At 71.0% G+C, this 19388-nt stretch carries 14 protein-coding genes; 2 read left to right on the top strand and 12 right to left on the bottom strand.

Going from position 1 to position 19388, the window contains the following annotated elements:
• Positions 1–42 precede the first annotated feature (42 nt).
• Positions 43–2025 carry a protein-disulfide reductase DsbD family protein gene (locus tag PGN16_RS14865; protein ID WP_335310146.1) on the bottom strand — a complete coding sequence of 661 codons (1983 nt, stop codon included), beginning with the start codon at positions 2023–2025 and terminating at the stop codon, positions 43–45.
• A gap of 89 nt (positions 2026–2114) precedes the next feature.
• On the opposite strand from PGN16_RS14865, the gene PGN16_RS14860 reads away from it, so the two are divergent.
• Positions 2115–3770: an alkaline phosphatase family protein gene (locus tag PGN16_RS14860; protein WP_335310145.1), complete on the top strand. Its 1656-nt coding sequence runs from the start codon at positions 2115–2117 to the stop codon at positions 3768–3770.
• A gap of 119 nt (positions 3771–3889) precedes the next feature.
• Here the strand turns inward: PGN16_RS14860 and PGN16_RS14855 are convergent, their stop codons facing one another.
• The 4 genes from PGN16_RS14855 to PGN16_RS14840 form a co-directional block, all read right to left on the bottom strand.
• The gene (locus PGN16_RS14855; RefSeq protein ID WP_335310144.1) at positions 3890–4372 is read right to left on the bottom strand and encodes a DUF4142 domain-containing protein; all 483 of its coding nucleotides are present in this window, start codon (positions 4370–4372) and stop codon (positions 3890–3892) included.
• Between the two features lie 98 nt (positions 4373–4470).
• The gene (locus PGN16_RS14850; protein ID WP_335310143.1) at positions 4471–6201 is read right to left on the bottom strand and encodes an SLC13 family permease; all 1731 of its coding nucleotides are present in this window, start codon (positions 6199–6201) and stop codon (positions 4471–4473) included.
• Positions 6202–6493: 292 nt separating this feature from the next.
• Positions 6494–10609 (bottom strand): translocation/assembly module TamB domain-containing protein, encoded by a 4116-nt coding sequence (locus PGN16_RS14845; RefSeq protein WP_335310142.1) that lies wholly within the window; start codon positions 10607–10609, stop codon positions 6494–6496.
• Entirely contained in the window at positions 10609–12573 is a 1965-nt protein-coding gene (locus PGN16_RS14840; protein WP_335310141.1) for an autotransporter assembly complex protein TamA, read from the bottom strand. The genes PGN16_RS14845 and PGN16_RS14840 overlap by 1 nt, the downstream gene beginning before the upstream one ends.
• Positions 12574–12704: 131 nt before the next feature.
• On the opposite strand from PGN16_RS14840, the gene PGN16_RS14835 reads away from it, so the two are divergent.
• Positions 12705–12878: a hypothetical protein gene (locus PGN16_RS14835; protein ID WP_335310140.1), complete on the top strand. Its 174-nt coding sequence runs from the start codon at positions 12705–12707 to the stop codon at positions 12876–12878.
• Between the two features lie 131 nt (positions 12879–13009).
• On the opposite strand, the gene PGN16_RS14830 is transcribed toward PGN16_RS14835, so the two are convergent.
• The 7 genes from PGN16_RS14830 to PGN16_RS14800 form a co-directional block, all read right to left on the bottom strand.
• Positions 13010–13594, bottom strand: coding sequence for an STN domain-containing protein (locus tag PGN16_RS14830; protein ID WP_335310139.1), 585 nt, complete (start codon positions 13592–13594; stop codon positions 13010–13012).
• Between the two features lie 45 nt (positions 13595–13639).
• Positions 13640–14113 carry a DUF1440 domain-containing protein gene (locus tag PGN16_RS14825; protein WP_335310138.1) on the bottom strand — a complete coding sequence of 158 codons (474 nt, stop codon included), beginning with the start codon at positions 14111–14113 and terminating at the stop codon, positions 13640–13642.
• Between the two features lie 53 nt (positions 14114–14166).
• Positions 14167–14559 carry a cytochrome c-type biogenesis protein gene (locus PGN16_RS14820; RefSeq protein ID WP_335310137.1) on the bottom strand — a complete coding sequence of 131 codons (393 nt, stop codon included), beginning with the start codon at positions 14557–14559 and terminating at the stop codon, positions 14167–14169.
• A complete protein-coding gene (locus tag PGN16_RS14815; protein WP_335310136.1) occupies positions 14556–15083 on the bottom strand; it encodes a DsbE family thiol:disulfide interchange protein in 528 nt (175 codons plus the stop codon). Before PGN16_RS14815 ends, PGN16_RS14820 begins: the two co-directional genes overlap by 4 nt.
• Positions 15080–17005: a heme lyase CcmF/NrfE family subunit gene (locus PGN16_RS14810; protein WP_335310135.1), complete on the bottom strand. Its 1926-nt coding sequence runs from the start codon at positions 17003–17005 to the stop codon at positions 15080–15082. The genes PGN16_RS14815 and PGN16_RS14810 overlap by 4 nt, the downstream gene beginning before the upstream one ends.
• Before the next feature lie 500 nt (positions 17006–17505).
• Positions 17506–17763: a hypothetical protein gene (locus PGN16_RS14805; RefSeq protein ID WP_184040322.1), complete on the bottom strand. Its 258-nt coding sequence runs from the start codon at positions 17761–17763 to the stop codon at positions 17506–17508.
• A gap of 65 nt (positions 17764–17828) precedes the next feature.
• Complete coding sequence (locus PGN16_RS14800) at positions 17829–19337, bottom strand: efflux transporter outer membrane subunit (RefSeq protein ID WP_335310352.1); 1509 nt, start codon at positions 19335–19337, stop codon at positions 17829–17831.
• Positions 19338–19388: the final 51 nt, after the last annotated feature.

Raw genomic sequence — 19388 nt, 5'->3', positions numbered from 1 at the left:
ATCAACGGCGTGCGCAACATTTCATTGCAGCGCAGCGATCCCTCAACGCAACGATGTGAGCATCGGCGGGGTGAGCACCTGCGGCAGCACGCGCGGGTCGGCGGTGCCGCGCGGGTAGAAGAGGTAGAGCGGCACCCCGGCGCGATTGTGCTGCGCGATGAAGCGGCCGAGCACCGGGTCGCCATCGGTCCAGTCGCCGACCAGCACCGCGACCTTGTTGCGCCGGAAGGCGTCCGCCACGCTTTGCGTCTCGATCGCGGCCTTTTCGTTGACCTTGCACGTCAGGCACCAGTCGGCGGTGAAATAGGCGAAGACCGGCCGCCCCTCCGCGCGCAATGCCGCGAGCCGCGCCTCGGTGAACGGCTCGGCCCCCGCGACGCCGGCGACCGCCGCGCCGGCCGGCTGCGCGCGAACCGTGGCGAGCGCGCCACCGCCCAGCAGCAGCGCAACCAGCGCGGGCGCCCACACCAGCCGCGCGCCCAGCGCCTGCCGCCGCCCGCTCCACCACAGCCCGAGCCCGGCGAGCAAAGCGGCGGCGAGCGCGATCGTCATCCCGTCGACGCCTGCCTGTCGCCCGAGCACCCAGGCGAGCGCGAGCGCGGTCGCGAACATCGGCACCGACAGAATGTGGCGCAGCCGCACCATCCACATGCCGGGCTTCGGCAGCCGTCGCCGCAGCGCCGGGACGAAGCCGATCAACAGGAACGGCAGCGCGATGCCGAGCCCCAGCCCCGCGAACACCAGCAGCGCCGCGACCGGCGGCAGCACCAGCGCCGCGCCGAGCGCCGCGCCCATGAACGGCCCAGTGCACGGCGTCGCGACGAAGGCGGCGAGCGCGCCGGTCATGAACGCGCCGCTCGCGCCGCTGCGCCCGGCGAATTGCGGGGTCGGCAGCTCGAACAAACCGGCGAGGTTGAGCGCGATCGCGACGACGAGCAGCAACAGCACGCCGACGACGCGCGGGTCCTGCAACTGGAACGCCCAGCCGGCGCTCGCCCCGCCCGCGCGCAGCACCAGCAGGGTTGCGCCGAGCGCGAGGCACACCAGCACCACGCCCGCGGTATAGGCGAGTGCCTCGACCCGCGCGTGGCGTTCGCTCTCGCCCGACCGCGCCAGGCCGAGCGCCTTGAGGCTGAGGATCGGGAAGACGCACGGCATGATGTTGAGCAGCAGCCCCCCGAGCAATGCGCCGCCGAACGCGGCCAGCGCGACGCCCCAATCGAGCGCCGCCGACGCGTCGGCGGGCGCGACGGTGCCGGGCTGCGCGACCAGCGCCAGTGCGGTGCCGTCGCCGAGCGTCAGCACACCCTCCAGCGCGCCACGCTCCGGCGTGGCGGCGGCCTTGGTCTCGACCACCAGCCGCTCACCGTCACGGGTGACGGTCTGCTGGGCGGGATAGTCGGTCGCGCCGCCGCGCGCGGGGTAGAACCACGCCTCGCCCAGCGGCGCGTCGGCCGGATAGGGCACCGACAGGCGGAAGCGCGCGCCATCGATCTGCCAGGTCGCGGTGCTACCGAGCGGGCGCGGGAGCGCGCGCCGCCATTCGTCGAATTGCGCGCGGCGCGCGGGCGTGACCGCGCCGTCGCCGACGGTCAGTTGCGTGCTCAGCTCCTGCGTCTCGGGAACGCAGATCGTCTCGGTGCAGACGAGATAGTCGAGCTTGACGCGCACCGGCAGCGCGGCACCGGGCGCCAGCCCCTTGGGAACGGTCAGCGTGGTCAGCATCGTCCATGGGCGTTCGTAGACATGGTTCATCAGCCCGGCGATCACCAGCCGCCCCGGCGGCGGATAGGCGAGCGCCCCCGCGGTCGCGCCTTTGGGCAGCGTCCAGGTGGCCCGCGTCGCCACCCCCGCGTCGCCGGGATTGAGCCAGTATCCGTGCCAGCCTGCGTCGGGGACGGCATGGATCGCGAGCGCGACGGTGCTGCCCGGCGCGGGCCGGTCGCTCTCGGCGAGCAGCGTCATCGCGACATGCCGCGCCTGCGCGCTCGCCACGGTTGGCAGCAGCAGCGAAACGGCTGTCATCAGAGTGAAAAGCGCCGCGCGCACTGCTTGCCTGATCATCGGAGCGGGATCATAGCCGCTTCGCCCCCTCGTTGCATCAAGGTTGCCCGATGAAATCGCTGTTTGCCGCCGCTTTGCTGACCAGTGCCGCGCTGGTGCTGCCCGCCCTCGCCCAGACGCCGGCCGCCGCGCCCGCCGCCGCCGCGACGCCGCAGGGCAAGCCCAAGCTGATCGTCGCGATCTCGGTCGACCAATTCTCCGCCGACCTGTTCGCGCAATATCGCAACCGCTACACCGACGGCCTCGCGCGCTTGCAGCAGGGTGTGGTCTTCCCCTCGGGCTATCAGAGCCATGCCGCGACCGAAACCTGCCCCGGTCACTCGACGATCCTGACGGGGATGCGTCCCGCGCATACCGGGATCATCGCCAACACCTGGATCGACCAGCGGGCCGGTCGGCCGGACAAGGCGGTCTATTGCGCGGAGGACGAGCGCGCGCCCGGCTCGGATCACGACAAATACCAGCCGTCCGATCTGCACCTGCGCGTCGACACGCTGGGCGACATGATGAAGCGCGCCGATCCGCGCACCCGCGTCGTCGCGGTGGCGGGCAAGGACCGCGCGGCGATCATGATGGGCGGGCACCACACCGACCAGATGTGGTTCTGGGCGACCGACCATTTCATCACCCTGCCGTCGCGCAGCACCGCGCCGGTACCGGCGGTGGTGACACGCGCCAATGATGCTGTCGGCAAGCTGCTCGCGGCTCCGCAGGCGCCGCTGCCGTTGCCCGGCTATTGCAAGGGACTGGCGCAGCCGATCGCGGTCGGCGGGCAGACGATCGGCACCGGGCAGTTCCAGCGTGCCGCGGGCGACGCCAAGTCGTTCCGCGCCTCCCCGGCGCTCGACGGCGCGGTGTTCGCGCTCGCCGCCGGGCTGATCCAGGACATGAAGCTCGGCCAGGGCGCAGGCACCGACCTGATCGCGGTCGGCGCGTCGGCGACCGATTATGTCGGTCATGCGCTGGGCACGCAGGGTTCGGAGATGTGCATCCAGATGGCGCAGCTCGACCAGACGATCGGCGCGTTCCTCGCGCAGCTCGATGAATGGGGGCTCGATTACGAGGTAATGCTGACCGCCGATCACGGCGCGCACGACATGACCGAGCGCCAGCAGCAGCGCGCGATGCCGATGGAGCAACATGCCGACGCCAGCAACGCCGCCAAGCTGGTCGGCGCGGCGATCGGGCGCGACCTCGGCATCGCCGGGCCGGTGCTGATCGGGCCGGAGAGCGACGTGTACATCGCCGACACCGTGCCGGCGGCGCGGCGCAAGCAGGTGCTGGTGGAGGCCAAGCGCCGCTATCTGGCGATGCCGCAGGTTGCCGCGGCGTTCACCCGCGACGAAATCGCGGCGACGCCGTTCGCGAAAACGCCGCCAGAGACGTGGACGCTGCTGGAGCGCGCGCGCGCCTCCTATGATGCGGAGCGGTCCGGCGACCTGATGGTGATGCTCAAGCCGCGCGTGACGACGATCGTCAAGCCCGCGCCTTTCTATGTCGAGACGCACGGCAGCCCGTGGGATTACGATCGGCGCGTGCCGATCCTGTTCTGGCGCAAGGGCATGGTCGCGTTCGAGCAGCCGCTGTCGGTCGAAACGGTCGACATTGCGCCGACGCTGGCGGCGACGATCGGGCTGCCGGTGTCGGGGCTCGACGGGCGGTGCCTCGATCTGGATGCGGGGGCGGGAGACAGCTGCCCGAAGTGACGGATAGCCTTTGGGTTCCCTTCCTTCGTCACCCCGGGCTTGACCCGGGGTCCCGCTTCTTCAGCTCGCGCTGAGGTAAAAGCGGGGCCCCGGATCAAGTCCGGGGCGACGTAGAAGGATTACATGCCCTTGAGCATGTCGATGTGGTGCTGCACGACCGGGGCGATCTGGCCGGCGGCGGTCTTCAGCGGTGTGGCGGTGCCGTTGGCGGCATAGCCCTGATGCAGCGCGAGCGCCTGCTGGTGCGCGGTCTGCTGCTGGGTCAGGTAGGTGCGGTCGCGCGCGGTGCCGCTTTCCTTGCGGAGCTGGGCCACCATCCCGTTCTGCTCGGGAGTCATCACCGGCGGCTTGGGCTTCAGCCCGGCCTTTGTCGCCGCGCTCTTGACCATCGCAGTGCTCTTGTTGTGGTCGCGGATCATGCCCTGCGCGAACGAGCGGACCTTGGGATCCTTGGTCGATTGCAGCACGAGCTGGCTCGACGTCTTCTCATAGAGATCGCCGGCACCGGCGGCGGCGACATAGGCGTCGGGGGTCATCTGCTGCGCGACGGCCGGCGTGGCGAGCACGATGGCGAGGGCAGAGACCGGCAGGAAACGCTTCATCTTCTCTCTCCGTCACATCTTCTGGAAACGTGCCGTCGCAAACGCGCCGCGCCCGGCGAACGTCCCGGAAACACGCCGATATTTCTATGTGATCCCGATCAATGCAGCGGCCAGAAGAACAGGATCAGCGGCGTGCCGACCAGCAGCACCAGCGCCGACAGCGGCGCGCCAAGCCGCGCATAGTCGCCGAAACGATAGCCGCCCGGCCCCAGCACCAGCGTGTTGCACTGGTGCCCGATCGGCGTGAGGAAATCGCTGCCCGCGCCGACCGCGGTCGCCATCAGGAACGCCTCCGGCCGATAGCCGAGGTCGCCCGCGAACTGCGCGGCGATCGGCGCCATCACTAGCACGGTCGCGGCATTGTTGAGGAACGGCGTCACCGCCATCGCCGCGGCGAGGATCAGCGCCACCGCGCCCCACGCCGGGAGCACCGCCGCGGTCTGCGCCAGCCACGTCGCGATCACGTCGGACGCGCCGGTGGTGCGCAGCGAGTCCGACACCGGGATCAGCGCGCCGAGCATTACGAGGATCGGCCATTCGATATGGTTGTATGCCTCGCGCACCGGCAGCAGCCCGGTCGCGACGACGATCCCCGCCGCCGCGAAGAAGGCGACGCCGACCGGCACCCAGCCCATCGCGGTCGCGAACATCGCCGCGCCGAGCACCGCGACCGGCAGCCAGCCGCGCCGACTGGTGCCGAGCCGCAACTCGCGCTCGGCGAGCGGCAGGCAGCCGAGTTCGCGCAATTTCTCGGGCAAGGTGTCGAGCGTGCCCTGCAACACCACGACGTCGCCGGTGCGCAGCGCGATGTTGCCGAGCCGCCGCGACAGCCGTTCGTCGCGACGCGAGATCGCGATCAGGTTGACGCCGTAGCGCGCCTGCAGGTCGAGCCGCCCGGCGGTCTGCCCCTCCAGCGGCGAGCCAAGATTGATGACCGCCTCGATCACGCCGATCTCGCTCTCGCCGCGATCGGTGCGCTTCTCGCGCTCCTCGCTCTCGAGCGTCAGCCGGTCGCCCGCGATCGCGCGTTCGAGCGCGTCCGGGTCACCGCCGAGGATCAGCGTATCGCCCGCGCGCAGCTCGGTATCGGCGAGCGGATGGCTGCGCATCCCGGCGCGCACCATGCGGGTGATCGTCACCTCATGTTCGTGGCGGTCGAGGAACGCTTCGACCATCTCGCCGACCGCGGGCGAGCCCTCGGGGATCACGATCTCGGTGACATAGCCGGTGATGTCGAGCGCCTCGGCCATGCTCGGCGCGGCGCGGCGGTCGGCGGGGATCAGGCGATAGGCGACGCTGAGATACAGCAAGCCGACGACCAGCAGCCCGAGCCCGACCGGCGTATAGTCGAACATCCCGAACGGCTCGCCGAGCATCTGTTCGCGCGAGCGGCTGACGATGATGTTCGGCGAGGTGCCGACCAGCGTCATCAGCCCGCCGAGCAGCGAGGCGAACGACATCGGCATCAGGAACACCGAGGGCGAGGCATTGTTCTTCTTCGCCATCTGGATCGCGGCGGGCATCAGCATCGCCAGCGCGCCGATGTTCTTGACCAACGCGCTGGCGACGCCGACGGAGCCGGTCAGCACGAGCAATTGCCCGCGAACCCGGCGGACGCGGCGTGCGACCTGCCGCAACACGCGCTCGATGACCCCGGAGCGCTGCACCGCCGCCGACAGGACCAGCGCCGAGGCGACGATGATGACGATGTCGTCGGAGAAGCCCTTGAAGGCGTCGTCGGGCGCGACGATGCCGAGCGCGAGGCTGGCGAGCAGCGCGATGATCGCGACCACATCGTAGCGGAAGCGCCCCCAGATGAAGAGCGCCATCATCCCGATCAGGGTGGCGATCGAGAGAAGTTGGGGAGTCGTCATCGTTACGCGCTTAACCGTGGGGGTGTCGCGGGGTTCCGGTTTGTTGCCGCAGGATAGGGTGATTGGCGGGTGGCGGCGGGTGCGCTTGTCCTTCGAGACGAGGCTTCGGCAAGCTCAGCCTCTCCTCAGGACGAACGGGGGTGAGTAGGCAAAACGTTGATCTGCCACCCACCCTCCCGTCCGTGCTGAGGAGCCATCGAGCGAAGTCGAGATTGCGTCTCGAAGCACGGTTGTTTCGAGCCCCCGCTCAATAATCCCGCGAAATCCGAACGTTGCCGCTCTGACGCCCCAGGGTCGAGATCGAGGACAGCAGCGACAGCCAGCGCGTCACCTGAAACTCGACCCGCGTTGCGGAATAGCCGGCACCGTCGGTGATGATCTCCGCATAGAGCCGCCGCGTGACGTATTTTCCCGCGGCGATCGACGTGCCTTGCCCGGTCTGCGGATCGGCGGGGAGGATGCGCAGCCGGTCGAGCCCCGCCGCGCGACGCACCGCGTTGATCGGGTTGAGCCCGTTGCCGCCATCCTGCAACGCCGCCACCGCGGCGGCGAGCTGCAATGCCTCGGGCGCGGACAGGTTGGTGATCGAGGTGCCGAACAACAGCCGCGAGAGCAATTCGTCCTGTGGCAGCGTCGGGGTGCTCGCGAAGCTGATCTCGGGCTTTTGCGCGACGCCGGTGACGCGGATCGTCGCGTTGAGCCCGGTGGTGTTCGCCGCCGCCTCGATATCGAGCGCGGGGTTGGCCGGCACCTCGCCCGCGAAGCGGATGATCCCGCGCGACAGCTCGAACTCGCGCCCCGCGAACTCGTAATCGCCGCGGACGAGATCGGCGCGCCCGGTGATCGCGGGATTGGTCGGCGAGCCGGCAAGCTGCACGTCGGTGGTCCATTCGCTGGACAGACCCAGCCCCGAGACCATCAGCCCGTTGCGCGCACGGGCATGGACGTCGAGCCGCCACGGCGCGGCGGCGTCGTCGTCGGCCTGATCGCCACCGGGCACGTTGATCTCGCGGACGTTGATCTGCGGCAGCGCGCTGGCGACGGTCGCCTGCCCGAGCCGGTAGCGGCTGCTGTCGAGCCGCACGTCGCCCGAGATCACGCCGCCGACCCCGTCGGAGGTGAAGGCGAGCGGCCCGGTCGCGGTCGCACCAATGTCCTCGCGGTCGATCAGCACCGCGTGATCGGCGTCGATCCGCAGGTCGAAGGCGACGCCGTTGGCGGCGGCGAAGTCGAACGTGCCGGTGCCGGTCACGCGCCCGCCGCGCCCCGCGTCGCCGGTGAAGCGCTCGATCCGCAGCCGCGACCCGTCGAAGCGCCCGGCGGTCTGGATGTTGGTGACGACGGTGCCGGTGGTCGCGCTCTGGATGCGCGCGTTGCTGGCGCGAACCAGCCCGCGGATCTGCGGACTGGCGACCGTGCCGGTGACGTCCGCCGACAGCGCGACCGGGCCGGACAGGTCGAACAGCTCGATGCGGGTCAGCCGCCAGAGCGTGTCGGCGGGGCCGGAATAGCGGAGCTGCGCGAACACGCCGGCCTTGGTCAGCCGCTCGACCAAATTGCCGCTGCCGAGCGGTTTGAGCAGCGCCTGCGCGCGGCCCACGGTGCGCCCGCCCGACGCCATCACCATCCGCACGCCGAGCTTGTCGGCGCCCAGCACCCCCGCGACCCCGATGTCGATCGGCGCCGACGAGCTGAGCAGCCCCGAGCGGGTCAGCCCGCGGATCGTCAGATTGGTGCGCCCGGTCGGCGCCGCGCCGTCGCGCGCGTCGAGTTCGAGCGTCCCGGTCGCGGTGCCGCCGAGCCCGAGCCCGCTATAGCCGATGTCGAGCACGCCGAGCGGCAGGCGGGTGAGCGCGGCGCGCACCGCGGTCTCGCCATTGCCGAGCCGGCCCGATACTTCCGCGCTGCCGCCTGCGAAGGTCAGCCTGGTCGGCGCCAGCGTCCAGCGGTCGCCCTCGCGGCGGAGCACCGCAGGAGTCTCGAGCCGGATCGGCTGCGCGCCGATCGTCCCCGAGGCGCGGACCGCATAGCCGTCGGCGGTGATCTGCGTGACGGTATCGACGCGGAAGCCGACGCCGCGCGATCCGGCGATCGACGCGCGCACCTCGCCGGTGTCGCCGGTCAGCGCCGCCTGTCCCGAGAAGCGCGACACCGACAACGCACCACGCCGCAGCCCCGCGCCGCTGGTGGTGGCGTTGACGCGCGCGCCATCGGGTTCGAGCAGCACGTTGAAGTCGACCCGCGCCTGCCGGACGGTCGCCGCACCGGCCAGCCGCGCGTTGCGCGCGTCGATCCGGCCGCTGATCCGCTGCACCTCACCGACCGGCGCGAAGTCGAGCGCGCCGGTGAAGCCGCCCCCGGCGACATTCATCCGTCCGCGGAACCCGCCGTCGACGATGTCGAGCGTACCACTGGCGCGCGTGCCGCTGACATCAAGCCGCGCGATCGCGATCTGCGTCTGCCCGCCCGGCGGCAGCAGGATCGCGCCCGCGCCTTCGAACGGGCCAAGCCGCGACCCGCCCGCAGCGGTGAAGGCGAAGCCCTGCGGCGTCGGATCGAGATGCGCGCGGACGTTGCTGAGCCCCATCGCGGCATTGGGGCGCGCGAACACCAGGTCGATGGTCGGCTTCTCGATCTTGCCGTCGAGCTTGAGCTGGACCGGGCCGTAGCTGCTCTGCGTCCCCGACCCCTCGAACACGAAGGTGCCGTCGCGGCGGCGATAACCGGTGCCCGCCAGCCGCAGCGACGGCGCGGTGAGCACGAGCCGCGTGAAATGGAGCACGCCGTCGGGGGTGCGCTCGAGCAAGGTCTCGATCTGCGGCAGCCCGCCGGCGAGGCTGCGGAAGAAGCCGTTGTCGAGCCGCAGCATCCGCGCGGTGCCGCGCCCGATCACGCGCGTGCCGTGGCCGTCGGGTCCGGGGACGACGCGCAATTGCGAGCGCACGTCGACCACGCCGAGCCCGGGGATCAGGTAACGCCCGAGCGCGCCCGACAGCGCGACGTCATAGCGCCCGGTGTGCAGGTCGAGCGTCAGCCCAATGTCGCCGGAGAGTTTGTCGGAGCGCAGTTTGAGCCCCTCGCCGGTGATCGTGTCGGCGGTGACGCGCAGCACCCCGGCCAGCGACAGGTTGCGCAGGATCCCGCCCGCGACATCGCCGACCCCGGTGACGCGCGCGGCAGTGAACGCGACCGGCAGCGCGATCGGGCGTGGTCCCCAATGGCCGCGCCCGGCGGCGCGCGCCTGCTCGAACCCGGTGTCGTCGAACGCGAAGCGGTCGGCGGTCAGGCGATAGTCGAACGCGAAGGTGCGGAAATTGCCGTCGAGGATCGCGCGCAGCTGCAGGTCGCGCGCGGTCATGTTGCGGAACAGCGCAGGCGGGCGCAGCAGCCGGCCGGTGACGCGCAGGTTGCGGAACGCACTGTCGGCGAGGTCAACCATCCCCTCCGCCTGCAACGCCAGCGACGGCGAGCGTAGCGACAATGTCCCGTCGAGGCGGCGGCTGACGAATGTCCCCGCGCCGTTGACCAGCACGCGCGGCGCGGTGAGCGACTGGAGCTTGCCGCGCGTCACGCTGGCCGGCGCGACGGTGCCGGTCAGCGTGTAGCGGCCGGCGTTGTTGCCGAGCGCGAGGTCGACGAGCCGCGCGCCGCCCGCCACCGCCACCGCCTGCCCGCGCCATTGCCGCCAGTCGCCCGCGCCGTCGATGTCGAGCGCGATCGTCCGGCGTAGCCCGGTCAGTTGCGCGAGCACGCCGGTCGCCGCGCCCTGCGCGCGCGCGGCGATGTCGAACTTGCCCGCGGCGGGGCGCGAGTCGAGCCGCAGCCGTACCCGGTCGCTGCCTGCCACCAGCGCGTCGAGCGCGACCACCGCATGGCCGTCGCGGATATCGGCGCGCGCGAGCAGCCGCCCGTCGCGCACCCGCCCGGTGACCGCGGGGGCGACGATCAGCCGCGCGACCGAGAGGCGGCCGATCGCGATGTCGAACTTCGGCAGCAGCGGCCCGGAACGGCCGGTGTCGCGCGGCTCGGGCAGCTTGGCGAGCGTCGCGACCGGGATGTCGAGCGCGCTGATGTCGAGCCGGTTGTGGAGCCAGGCGAACGGCGACCAGTCGAGCCGCGCGCGCGGCACCGACAGCACCAGCCCCTTGGGATCGTAGAGGCGGAAGTCGACCAGCTCGGCCGTGCCGTACAGCGACCCCTCGATCCGCCCGAGCCGGAAGCGCAGGCCGTTATCGGGCTTGAGCGCGTTGACGCGGTCGGCGACGATCCGGTGACCGACGTCGGTGTCGATCACCACCGCCACGATCGCGACCAGCGCGAGCAGAGCGGCGAGGACATAGCCGAGCAGGCGCAGCGCCCGCATCAGAACGCCTGCCCCAGCGACACATAGACCGCGATCCGCGAGTCGCCGCGCTGCGGGTTGATCGGGGTGCCGACATCGACGCGGATCGGGCCGAAGTTGCTGTAATAGCGCACGCCGATCCCGGCGCCGTAACGCAGCCCGCTGAAATCGGGCAGCCCGCCGGTGTAGATGTTGCCGCCGTCGAGGAACGGGACGACACCGAAATTGCCGAACGCCTTCACCCGCGCCTCGATCGCGAATTCGGCGAGGCTGCGCCCGCCGATCGGATCGTTGTTGACGTCACGCGGGCCGATCGACTGGAAGCTGTAGCCGCGCACCGACGCGCCGCCACCGGCATAGAAGCGCCGCGACGGCGCGATCTGGTCGCGCGGCGCGCCGAGAATCGTGCCGAGCCGCAACCGCCCCGCCAGCACGACCGCATCGGTGACCGGCTGATACTTGCTCGCGTCGAGCTGGACACGGGTGTAGCCGAAGACCGTGTCCTGCAACGACACTTCGGGGCTGACCCGCCCCGACAGGCGGAAGCCGCGCGTCGGATTGAGCAGATCGTCCGACCCGTCATAGCCGAGGCTGGTCGGCAGCGCGCCGATCAGGAAGGTGCGGCGACGCGGCACGCCGGTCGCGGCGATCACGTCGCGCTCGTCAGTCGCGACCAGCTCGGCCCCCAGCGACCATGTCCAGGTCTTCTGGAAAAAGATGTTGGTCTGCCGCTCCAGCGCCGCCGACAGCGAGATCGTCTGCGCATCGAACGCGTCGCGGCGCAGGTGCGCTGCAGAAAGCTGCGCGGTCAGCACGCGGTCGCGCGCGTGAAAGTTGTTGCGGCGGAAGGTGATCTGCCCGAGCTGCTCGCGCGTCCCCGCCACGCCGCGCAGCGTCACCGCGCCTTCGGGCGGGAAGAGGTTGCGATGCGTCCAGCTGATTTCCGAGCGCGCGCCCTCGCCGGTGCCATAGCCCAGCTCGACCGCGACGGTGCGCGGCGGCGCGGGCTCCAGCCGCACCGCGACGTCGACGATCCCGGGATCGGCACCGGGCACCGCGCGCACCTCGGCGGTCGAGACCAGCCCGGTCTGGACGAGCGCGCGGCGCAGATCGTCGACCTGCGAGGTCTCGAAGGGCTGGTCGGGCTTGAACCGCGCGATGTCCTGCACGTGCGCGGCGTCGAACACCTTGTTGTCGGCATTGACGGTGATCCGGCCGAAGCGCCGCGCGGTGCCGGGCGCGACCTCCATCGCCAGCGTCGCGGTCTGCGTCGCGCGGTCGACCACCACCTCGGGATCGCCGACCTGCGCGAACGGGAAGCCCTCCTCGCCGATGCGGGTCTTGAGATTGGCCTCGGCGGCGGCGATCGCATCGGCATTGACCGGATCGTCCGCCTTCACGCCGAACGCATCGCGCAGCACCGGCGCCTTCGCTCCCGCCGCCTCGACCCCGGCGAGCGTCACCCCGGTGAAGCGATAGAGCGGCCCCGGCGTCGCGGCGAGCACCACCACCGGGCGGTTCTTCGCGCGCTCGACGCGCGTCGTGACGGTGGCGTCGTAATAGCCGCTGCCCTTGAGCAAGGTGACGAGCAGGTCGGCGTCCTGCCGCGCGCGGCGATCGAGCTGCGCGGCATTGGCCTCCTTGCCCTCCGCACCGGCCAGCACCGACAGCTCGCGGAACCGCTGTTGCAGCAACGATCCGCCGACCGCGTCGACGCCGTCGATCCGCCAGCCGTAGCGAAAGCTGGCAGCGACGTTGCTCGCCGCGGCGGTCGGCTCACCGGGAGCGGTGGCGAGATCGGGCCAGTCGACCCCGATGTCGGGCAAGGGCGCGAGCTGGTCGTTGGGATCGACGTCGCTCATCGGGGCCGGCGGCACGACCAGCGGCGGCGCGGGCGCGGTCTGCGCGAACGCCGGTCCCGTCACAATCATCGCGCCGCACACGACGTGACCCAGCACGCGGTGCCGCCCCACGTCCGGCCACATGCCTCGCGGTCTAGCCGAGCGATTCGCCGAGAAGAAGAGCCAATGCACGACGATTGCGAAACCATGTCCCGCGCGTGCCCCGGCCTGTCGCGGCGGCTGGCGCATCGCGGGCGGGCGTGGCACAGCGCGGCATGGCTCCCCCCCCGCGCTCCCCCTCCGCCGGCGGCTTCCCCATCGCGATCGGCGCGCTGGGCGGCACCGCGATCGGCCTCTACGCCGGACAGCCCTCGATCGGGTTCCTCGCCGGGATCGCGGCGGGCATCGCGCTGGCGGTGTTGATCTGGTGGCGGGAGCGGGAACGTTAAATCGTCGTCGCTTCGCTACACTCGCGATGACGAATAGTTCGTCGCCCCGGACTTGATCCGGGGCCCCGCTTCCTGAGCACGCTCGCCGAAGAAGAAGCGGGATCCCGGATCAAGTCCGGGATGACGTTGGGCTATTTGACCGGCGCGACCCAGCCCAACGCTAGCGGCGCGGGCGGCGTACCGATCTTGCGCGCGACGCGGTCGAGCTGCTCGTCGTAGCGGATGCGGTCGATGACATTCAGATGCGCCTGCTCGTTCACCTCGCGCGGCACCGCCTTTTCGACATGGCGCAGCGTATGGCCGACATCGGCCGCGCGCAGCCGGCTGATCGCATCCCGCTCACGCTGCTCGGCGGTCGTGGCGCGCAGGGTCGCGACGCGGCGCGCGAACCGCTCCTGCTGGCGGCGGTCGATCCGCCAATGGCCCTTGTAGCGCGCCGCCTCCAGCCCGCTGCCGCGCAACGAGCGGTAGAGCGCATCGCGCGGGATCATCCGGCCCTTCAGCCGCCGCGCCTGCTTGCCGGCGAGCAAGCTGGTGTCGACCTCCATGAAGCAGCCCGACAGATGCGCCAGCGCCTGCACGCGCTCGTCCATCCGCTGTGCGGGCAGGTCGACGCGCACCTTCTCGCGCGTACATTCCGCCGCGGCCGGCAGCGCGGCGAGCAGGGCACAGGCCGTGCCCAGCAGGGCGAGCGGACGGACGATCGGCGAGAACATGGACGACACCCCCGGTAGCAAGGAACATGGGTTAGCGCGCGAGCGTCACGCCGGCAACGCCTCGCCCGCGCGGCGGACACCCTCCAGCGCAATTCCGAAGACGAGGTGCGAGGCGAGGCCATAGGCATTGCCCGGCACCTCCGCCTCCGGCCACGGTCCCCAGCCGGCGGCGGGGACGAGCACGTCGTCGAGCAGCAGCATCGTGGTCAGGCCGGTCGGCACGCCCCAGCCCTTCGCCAGCTCCGGCCATTGCCGCACCGCCAGCGCATAGCCGCCGCCGATCGCCGCCCCCAGAGCGTAATGCATCGCCGAGCCCGCCGCTTCGCGATGCTTCTGCGTGACCGGGCGGCCGTCGACCGCCTTGCTGAGCGTGTCGGCGGCCTTGACCGTCGACGGGTCGTCATTGCCGCCGTCCATCCCGAAGGCGGGCGCGGCGAGGTCCTGGAAGCGGTCCATGACGAACGAGGCGGCGAGGCCGGCGCCGACGCCGATCAGGGCAGTGGTGAACAACGAACGCATCACGATCTCCCGAGTCATCGCGCGCTCAACGCACGATCACGCCGGGCGACGCATCACCGGCGGCGAAAGGTCGCGCGCGCCAGCCACGCGCCCAACGCGAGCAGCACCAAAGGCGCGAGCCACAGCGGCAGGGTCGCGGCGCGCAGCGGCGGGGCGTAGCTGACGTAATCGCCGTAGCGCGCGATCAGCCACGATCGTACCGCCTCGGGCGCTTCGCCGCGCGCGATCTGCTGCCGCACCAAAGCGCGCATCTCGCCCGCCATATCCGCATCCGAATCGGCGATCGACTGCCCCTGACAGACGACGCAGCGCAGCGTCTCCATCAGCGCGCGCGCCTGCCGCTCCTGATCGGGGTCGCGCAACTGCGTATAGGCGAGCCGTGGCAGCGCGGTCTGCGCGGCGAGCGGCGCGGCGAGCAGCAGCGCGACGATTGCCAGCGCCCTCATTTCGCGTCCGCCAGCGCCTGCAGGAGGTCGGGAACGTCCTCGGCGCGGATGTCGCCGACATGCTGCGCGCGGATCACGCCCTTGCCGTCGACCACGAACGTCTCGGGCACCCCAGACGAGCCGAGCGCGAGCTGGACGCGGCTGTGCGCATCCGCGCCGACGCGAGCATAGGGATCGCCGTTGCGGCGCAGGAAGGCGGACACGTCGCCGGGCGTGTCCTTGATCGCAATCGCGTCGATCGGCACGCCGGCGGCCTTGAGCGTCAGCAACTGCGGGGCCTCGGCGACGCACGGGACGCACCAGCTCGCAAAGACGTTGAGCAGCCGCGGGCTGCCCTGTCGGAAGTCGGCGCTGGTCAGGCCGGGCTTGCCGGGGGCGATCGCGGGCAGGACGAAGTCGGGCAGCGGTCGCCCGACCAGCGCCGAGCGTACCGTGCGGTCGGCGGGCTGCCACAGCCCCCAGGCGATCACCGCGACGATGATGCCGAACGCGCAGAGCGGCAGCCACACCAGCCAGCGCTTCACGCGAACGCCTCCGCGCGCTGCTTCGTCCGCCACAGCCGATATTGATGCCCGACCAGCGACAGCGCGCCGCCGATCGCGATCATCGCCCCGCCCAGCCAGATCAATGTCACGAACGGCTTCCACCACAGCCGCAACTGCCAGCGCCCGTCGTCGCCCAACGCGCCGAGCACCGTGTAGAGCTGCCCGTTCCACATCGTCGCGATCGCGCTTTCGTTGGTGGTCGTTACCGGCGTCGTGAAATAGCGGACCTGCGGGCGCAGCACGAAGCGCGCGCCGCGCTCGTCGGTGACCGCCAGCCGCCCTTCCAGCGCGCTCCAATTGTCGCTGACCAGCGGGCGCACGCCCTCCAGCCGGACGGTGTAGCCCGCGATCCGCGCCGGATCGCCGACCCCGACCGCAAGCAACGTCTCCTGCGTATAGGCGGTGCTGATCGCCATACCCGCCAGCGATACCGCGATCCCGAGATGCGCGATCACCATGCCCCACAGGTGCAGCGGCGCGCGCGCGAGGTTGCGCTTGGCGAGCGGCGCGACGCTCGCCACCGCCAGCCCGGCGGCCAGCGCCACTCCGGCGAGCGGCAGCACGCCGATCGGCCCGCCGAGCAGGAACACGCCGACTCCGGCGAACAGCGCGGCGGCGATCGCGGGGAAGGAGCGCTGGATCAGCGCCTCGGCCTCGTCGCGCCGCCACCGCAGCAGCGGTCCGACCGCCATCACCGCGACCAGCAGCAGCGCGATCGGCCCGGCGGTCGAATCGAAGAACGGCGGGCCGACCGACAGCTGGACGTCGAACGCGCCGGCGATGATCGGATAGAAAGTGCCGATCAGCACGATGCCGAGGATCACCGTCAGCAAAAGGTTGTTGGCGACCAGCGAGCCTTCGCGGCTGAACGTTTCGAACAATTTGCCCTGCCGGACCGTCCCGACCCGCGCGCCGAACAGCGCCAGCGCACCACCGATATAGAGCAGCAGCAGCACGAGGATGAACGCGCCGCGCCGCGGATCGACCGCAAAGGCGTGGACGCTGGTGAGGATGCCCGAGCGGACCAGGAAGGTGCCGATCATGCTCATCGAGAAGGCGACCACCGCCAGCATCACCGTCCAGGCGCGCAGACCGTCACGGGTGGCGAGCACCGTCACCGAATGGAGCAGCGCGGTCGCGGCGAGCCACGGCATCAGGCTGGCATTCTCGACCGGGTCCCAGAACCACCAGCCGCCCCAGCCGAGTTCGTAATAGGCCCAATAGCTGCCGGCGGTGATCCCGAGCGTCAGGAAGATCCATGCGCCGAGCACCCATGGCCGCATCGCGCGCGCGAACACCGGCCCGACATCGCGGGTGACGAGCGCGCCGACCGCGAAGGAGAAAGCGACCGACAGCCCGACATAGCCGGCGTAGAGCGTCGGCGGGTGGAAGGCGAGCCCGGGGTCCTGCAGCAGCGGGTTGAGCCCCGCGCCATCGGGCGGCGCCGGGTTGAGCCGCGCGAACGGGTTGGAGGCGAACAGCAGGAAGGCGTAGAAGCCGAGCGCGATCGCCGCCTGCGCGGCGAGCGTCGCGACGAGGGTCGGCTGCGCGAGGCGATGCTCGAACTTCGCCACCGCCGCGCCGGCGACGCCGAGGATCGTCACCCACAGCAGCATCGAGCCTTCGTGATTGCCCCACGCGCCCGCGAATTTGTACAGCCACGGCTTCATCGAATGGCTGTTGGCGGCGACCAGCGCGACCGACAGGTCGGTGTCGAGGAAGGCGCGGATCAGCGCGCCCATCGCGACGGCTGCGAGTGCGCCCTGAACGATCGCCACCGCGCGGATCGCGCCGACCGCCTGCGGCATGTCGCGCCTGAGCGCGAGGACGCCGAGCAGCACCTGCAACGCGGCGAGCGCCGCGGCGAGCCACAGCGCGGCGAGCCCGGTTTCGGCGGTCATGCGGAAATTTGCCGTTGAATCACCCGCCCGCCTTACGCCGGTTCGCGGGGGCACGTCGAGATGGTCGCGCCCTTCCTAGCGCCGGCCGTCATCCCGGACTTGATCCGGGATCCCGCTTCTTCTCGGGGGTCGAGACGGGCGATGCTCCTATTCCGTCATTGCGAGTGCAGCGAAGCAATCCGGGGCGTCCTGGTCCGGCTCTGGATTGCTTCGCTACGCTCGCAATGACGGAGCTGTCGGCGGTCGGTTCAGGCAGACGAAGCGAGACTCCGGATCAGGTTCGGGCGACGAACGCTCTCTCGTCATTTCCGCGCAGGCGGGACCTCTGCGAAAGTGCGGGAGGCTGCCCACTATAAGCCGTACCCCGGCGGAGGCCGGGGTCCAGTTGGGAAGGTGTCCCGGCTAGTTACAAATCTTCCCCAACTGGGCCCCGGCCTTCGCCGGGGTACAAGAAGCGGACTGTGGCAGAGGTCTGACCTTCGCAGGAACGACGGAAAGCGTCAGATCCGCCGGTGCTTCCCGCCGTAATGCTGGCCGATGTAGTCCTTGATCCGCGCCATCTCGGTCGCGGCGGCGCGGGTCGCCTCGGCGCAGCACGGCATCGGATCACGCTCCGCCGCCGAGGCGCGCATCGCCACACGCTCGCACAAGGTCTCGACATCGGCGCGTGACAGCACGTTCTTCTCGCGCAGCACGCACAGCAATGTCTGAAGGATTACCAGGCTTTCTTCGCCTGCACGCGCGTCCGGGGTGACCATGGCCTCGTCCTCTCCGTCGTTTTTCCACGACAGGGTACGCCGATCACCACCGGACGCAAGGGGCCTTAGCGATCCGCCGCCGCGGGCACCTCTCCCGCCAAACCGCCGCCCAGCGCGCGGTACAGCTCGATGAGATTGTTGGCCTGCGTCAGCCGGGTCGTCACCAGCTGCTGCTGCGCCGAATAGGCGGTACGCTGCGCATCGAGCGAGGTCAGGAACGAATCGACCCCGGCCCGGTAACGCGCGTCGGACAACCGCGCCGCCACCGATGCGGCATTGGCGCGCGCGCCCTGCGCGGAGAGCTGCTCGCCGATCGTGCCGCGCTGCGCCAGCGCATCGGCGACCTCGCGGAAGGCGGTCTGGATCGCCTTCTCATAGGTGGCGACCGCCGCCTCGCGCGACGCCTTGGCATAGTCGAGGTTGCCGGCGTTGCGCCCGCCGTCGAACAGCGGCAGCTGCACCGACGGCGCGGCATTGTAGTTGAACGTGCCGCCGCCGAAGAGCCCCGACAGCGCCGAGGAGATCGTCCCGATCGTCGCGGTCAGCGAGATGCGCGGGAAGAACGCCGCGCGCGCCGCGCCGATATTGGCGTTCTGCGCGATCAGCTGATGCTCGGCCTGCAACACGTCGGGACGGCGCAGCAGCACCGCCGACGACACGTCGCCGGGCAGCGAGTCGCGCGTGAAGGCGACGGTGCCGAGCGACTCGGGCAGCTGCTCGGCCGCGACGGTGGTGCCCGCCAGCAGGTTGAGCGCATTCTGGTCGCGCGCGACCTGCGCCGTGAGCGTCGCAATGTCGTTGCGCGCCGCCTGATAGTTGGTCTCGGCCTGCCGCGCCTCCAGCTCGGAAGCGACCCCGATGCGGAACTGCGCGCTGGTGAGCCGCACCGTTTCCTCGAAGGTCTTGAGCGTCTCGCGGCTGAGCCGCAGCTGCTCCTGGTCGGCGGCGAGTTGCAGCCACGCGCTCGCCACTTCGGCGATCAGGCTGATCCGGGCGCTGCGCTGCGCTTCCTCGGTCGCGAAATACTGCTCGAGCGCGGCGCGGTTGAGGTTGCGGACGCGCCCGAACAGATCGAGCTCGAAGGCCGAGAAACCGACGTTGGCCGAATAGAACTGGATGTTCGACGAGCTTTCGCCGACCGCGCCGCCGGCCGCCGCCCCCGTGCCGCCACCGGTGCCGCCGGTCCCGGTGCCTGCCCCGGTGCCCGTTCCGGTCCCGGTGCCGGTGCCCGTTCCGGCACCACCGGCCGCAGCGCCGCCGCCGGCCGCGCCGATCGCGCCGAACAGGTTGTTGGTATAGGTCGCCGAGCCGGTGACGCCGGTGGTCGGGACGATCGCCGAGCGCTGGACGCGATACTGAGCGCGCGCCTGGAGCACGTTGGCCGCCGCGACGCGCAGGTCGCGGTTGTTGGCCAGCGACGTCTCGATCACCTGCCGCAGCCGGGGGTCGAGGAAGAAGTCACGCCAGCCGATCTGCGTCACGTCGGGTGCGTCGGTGGCGGCGCGCGGGTACACGCCGCCCTCCGGCAGGGCGAGCGGCACCGCGCCGGTCGGGCGTTCGTATTTGGGTGCCATGTTGCACCCGGCGAGCGCGCTGGTCAGCGCCAGCGCGGCGAGAAACGAACT

Source organism: Sphingomonas phyllosphaerae (assembly GCF_036946485.1).
Taxonomy (GTDB): Bacteria; Pseudomonadota; Alphaproteobacteria; order Sphingomonadales; family Sphingomonadaceae; genus Sphingomonas; species Sphingomonas phyllosphaerae_E.
The sequence above is the reverse complement of the archived record's forward strand: the minus strand, read 5'-3'. Positions and strand labels throughout refer to the sequence as shown.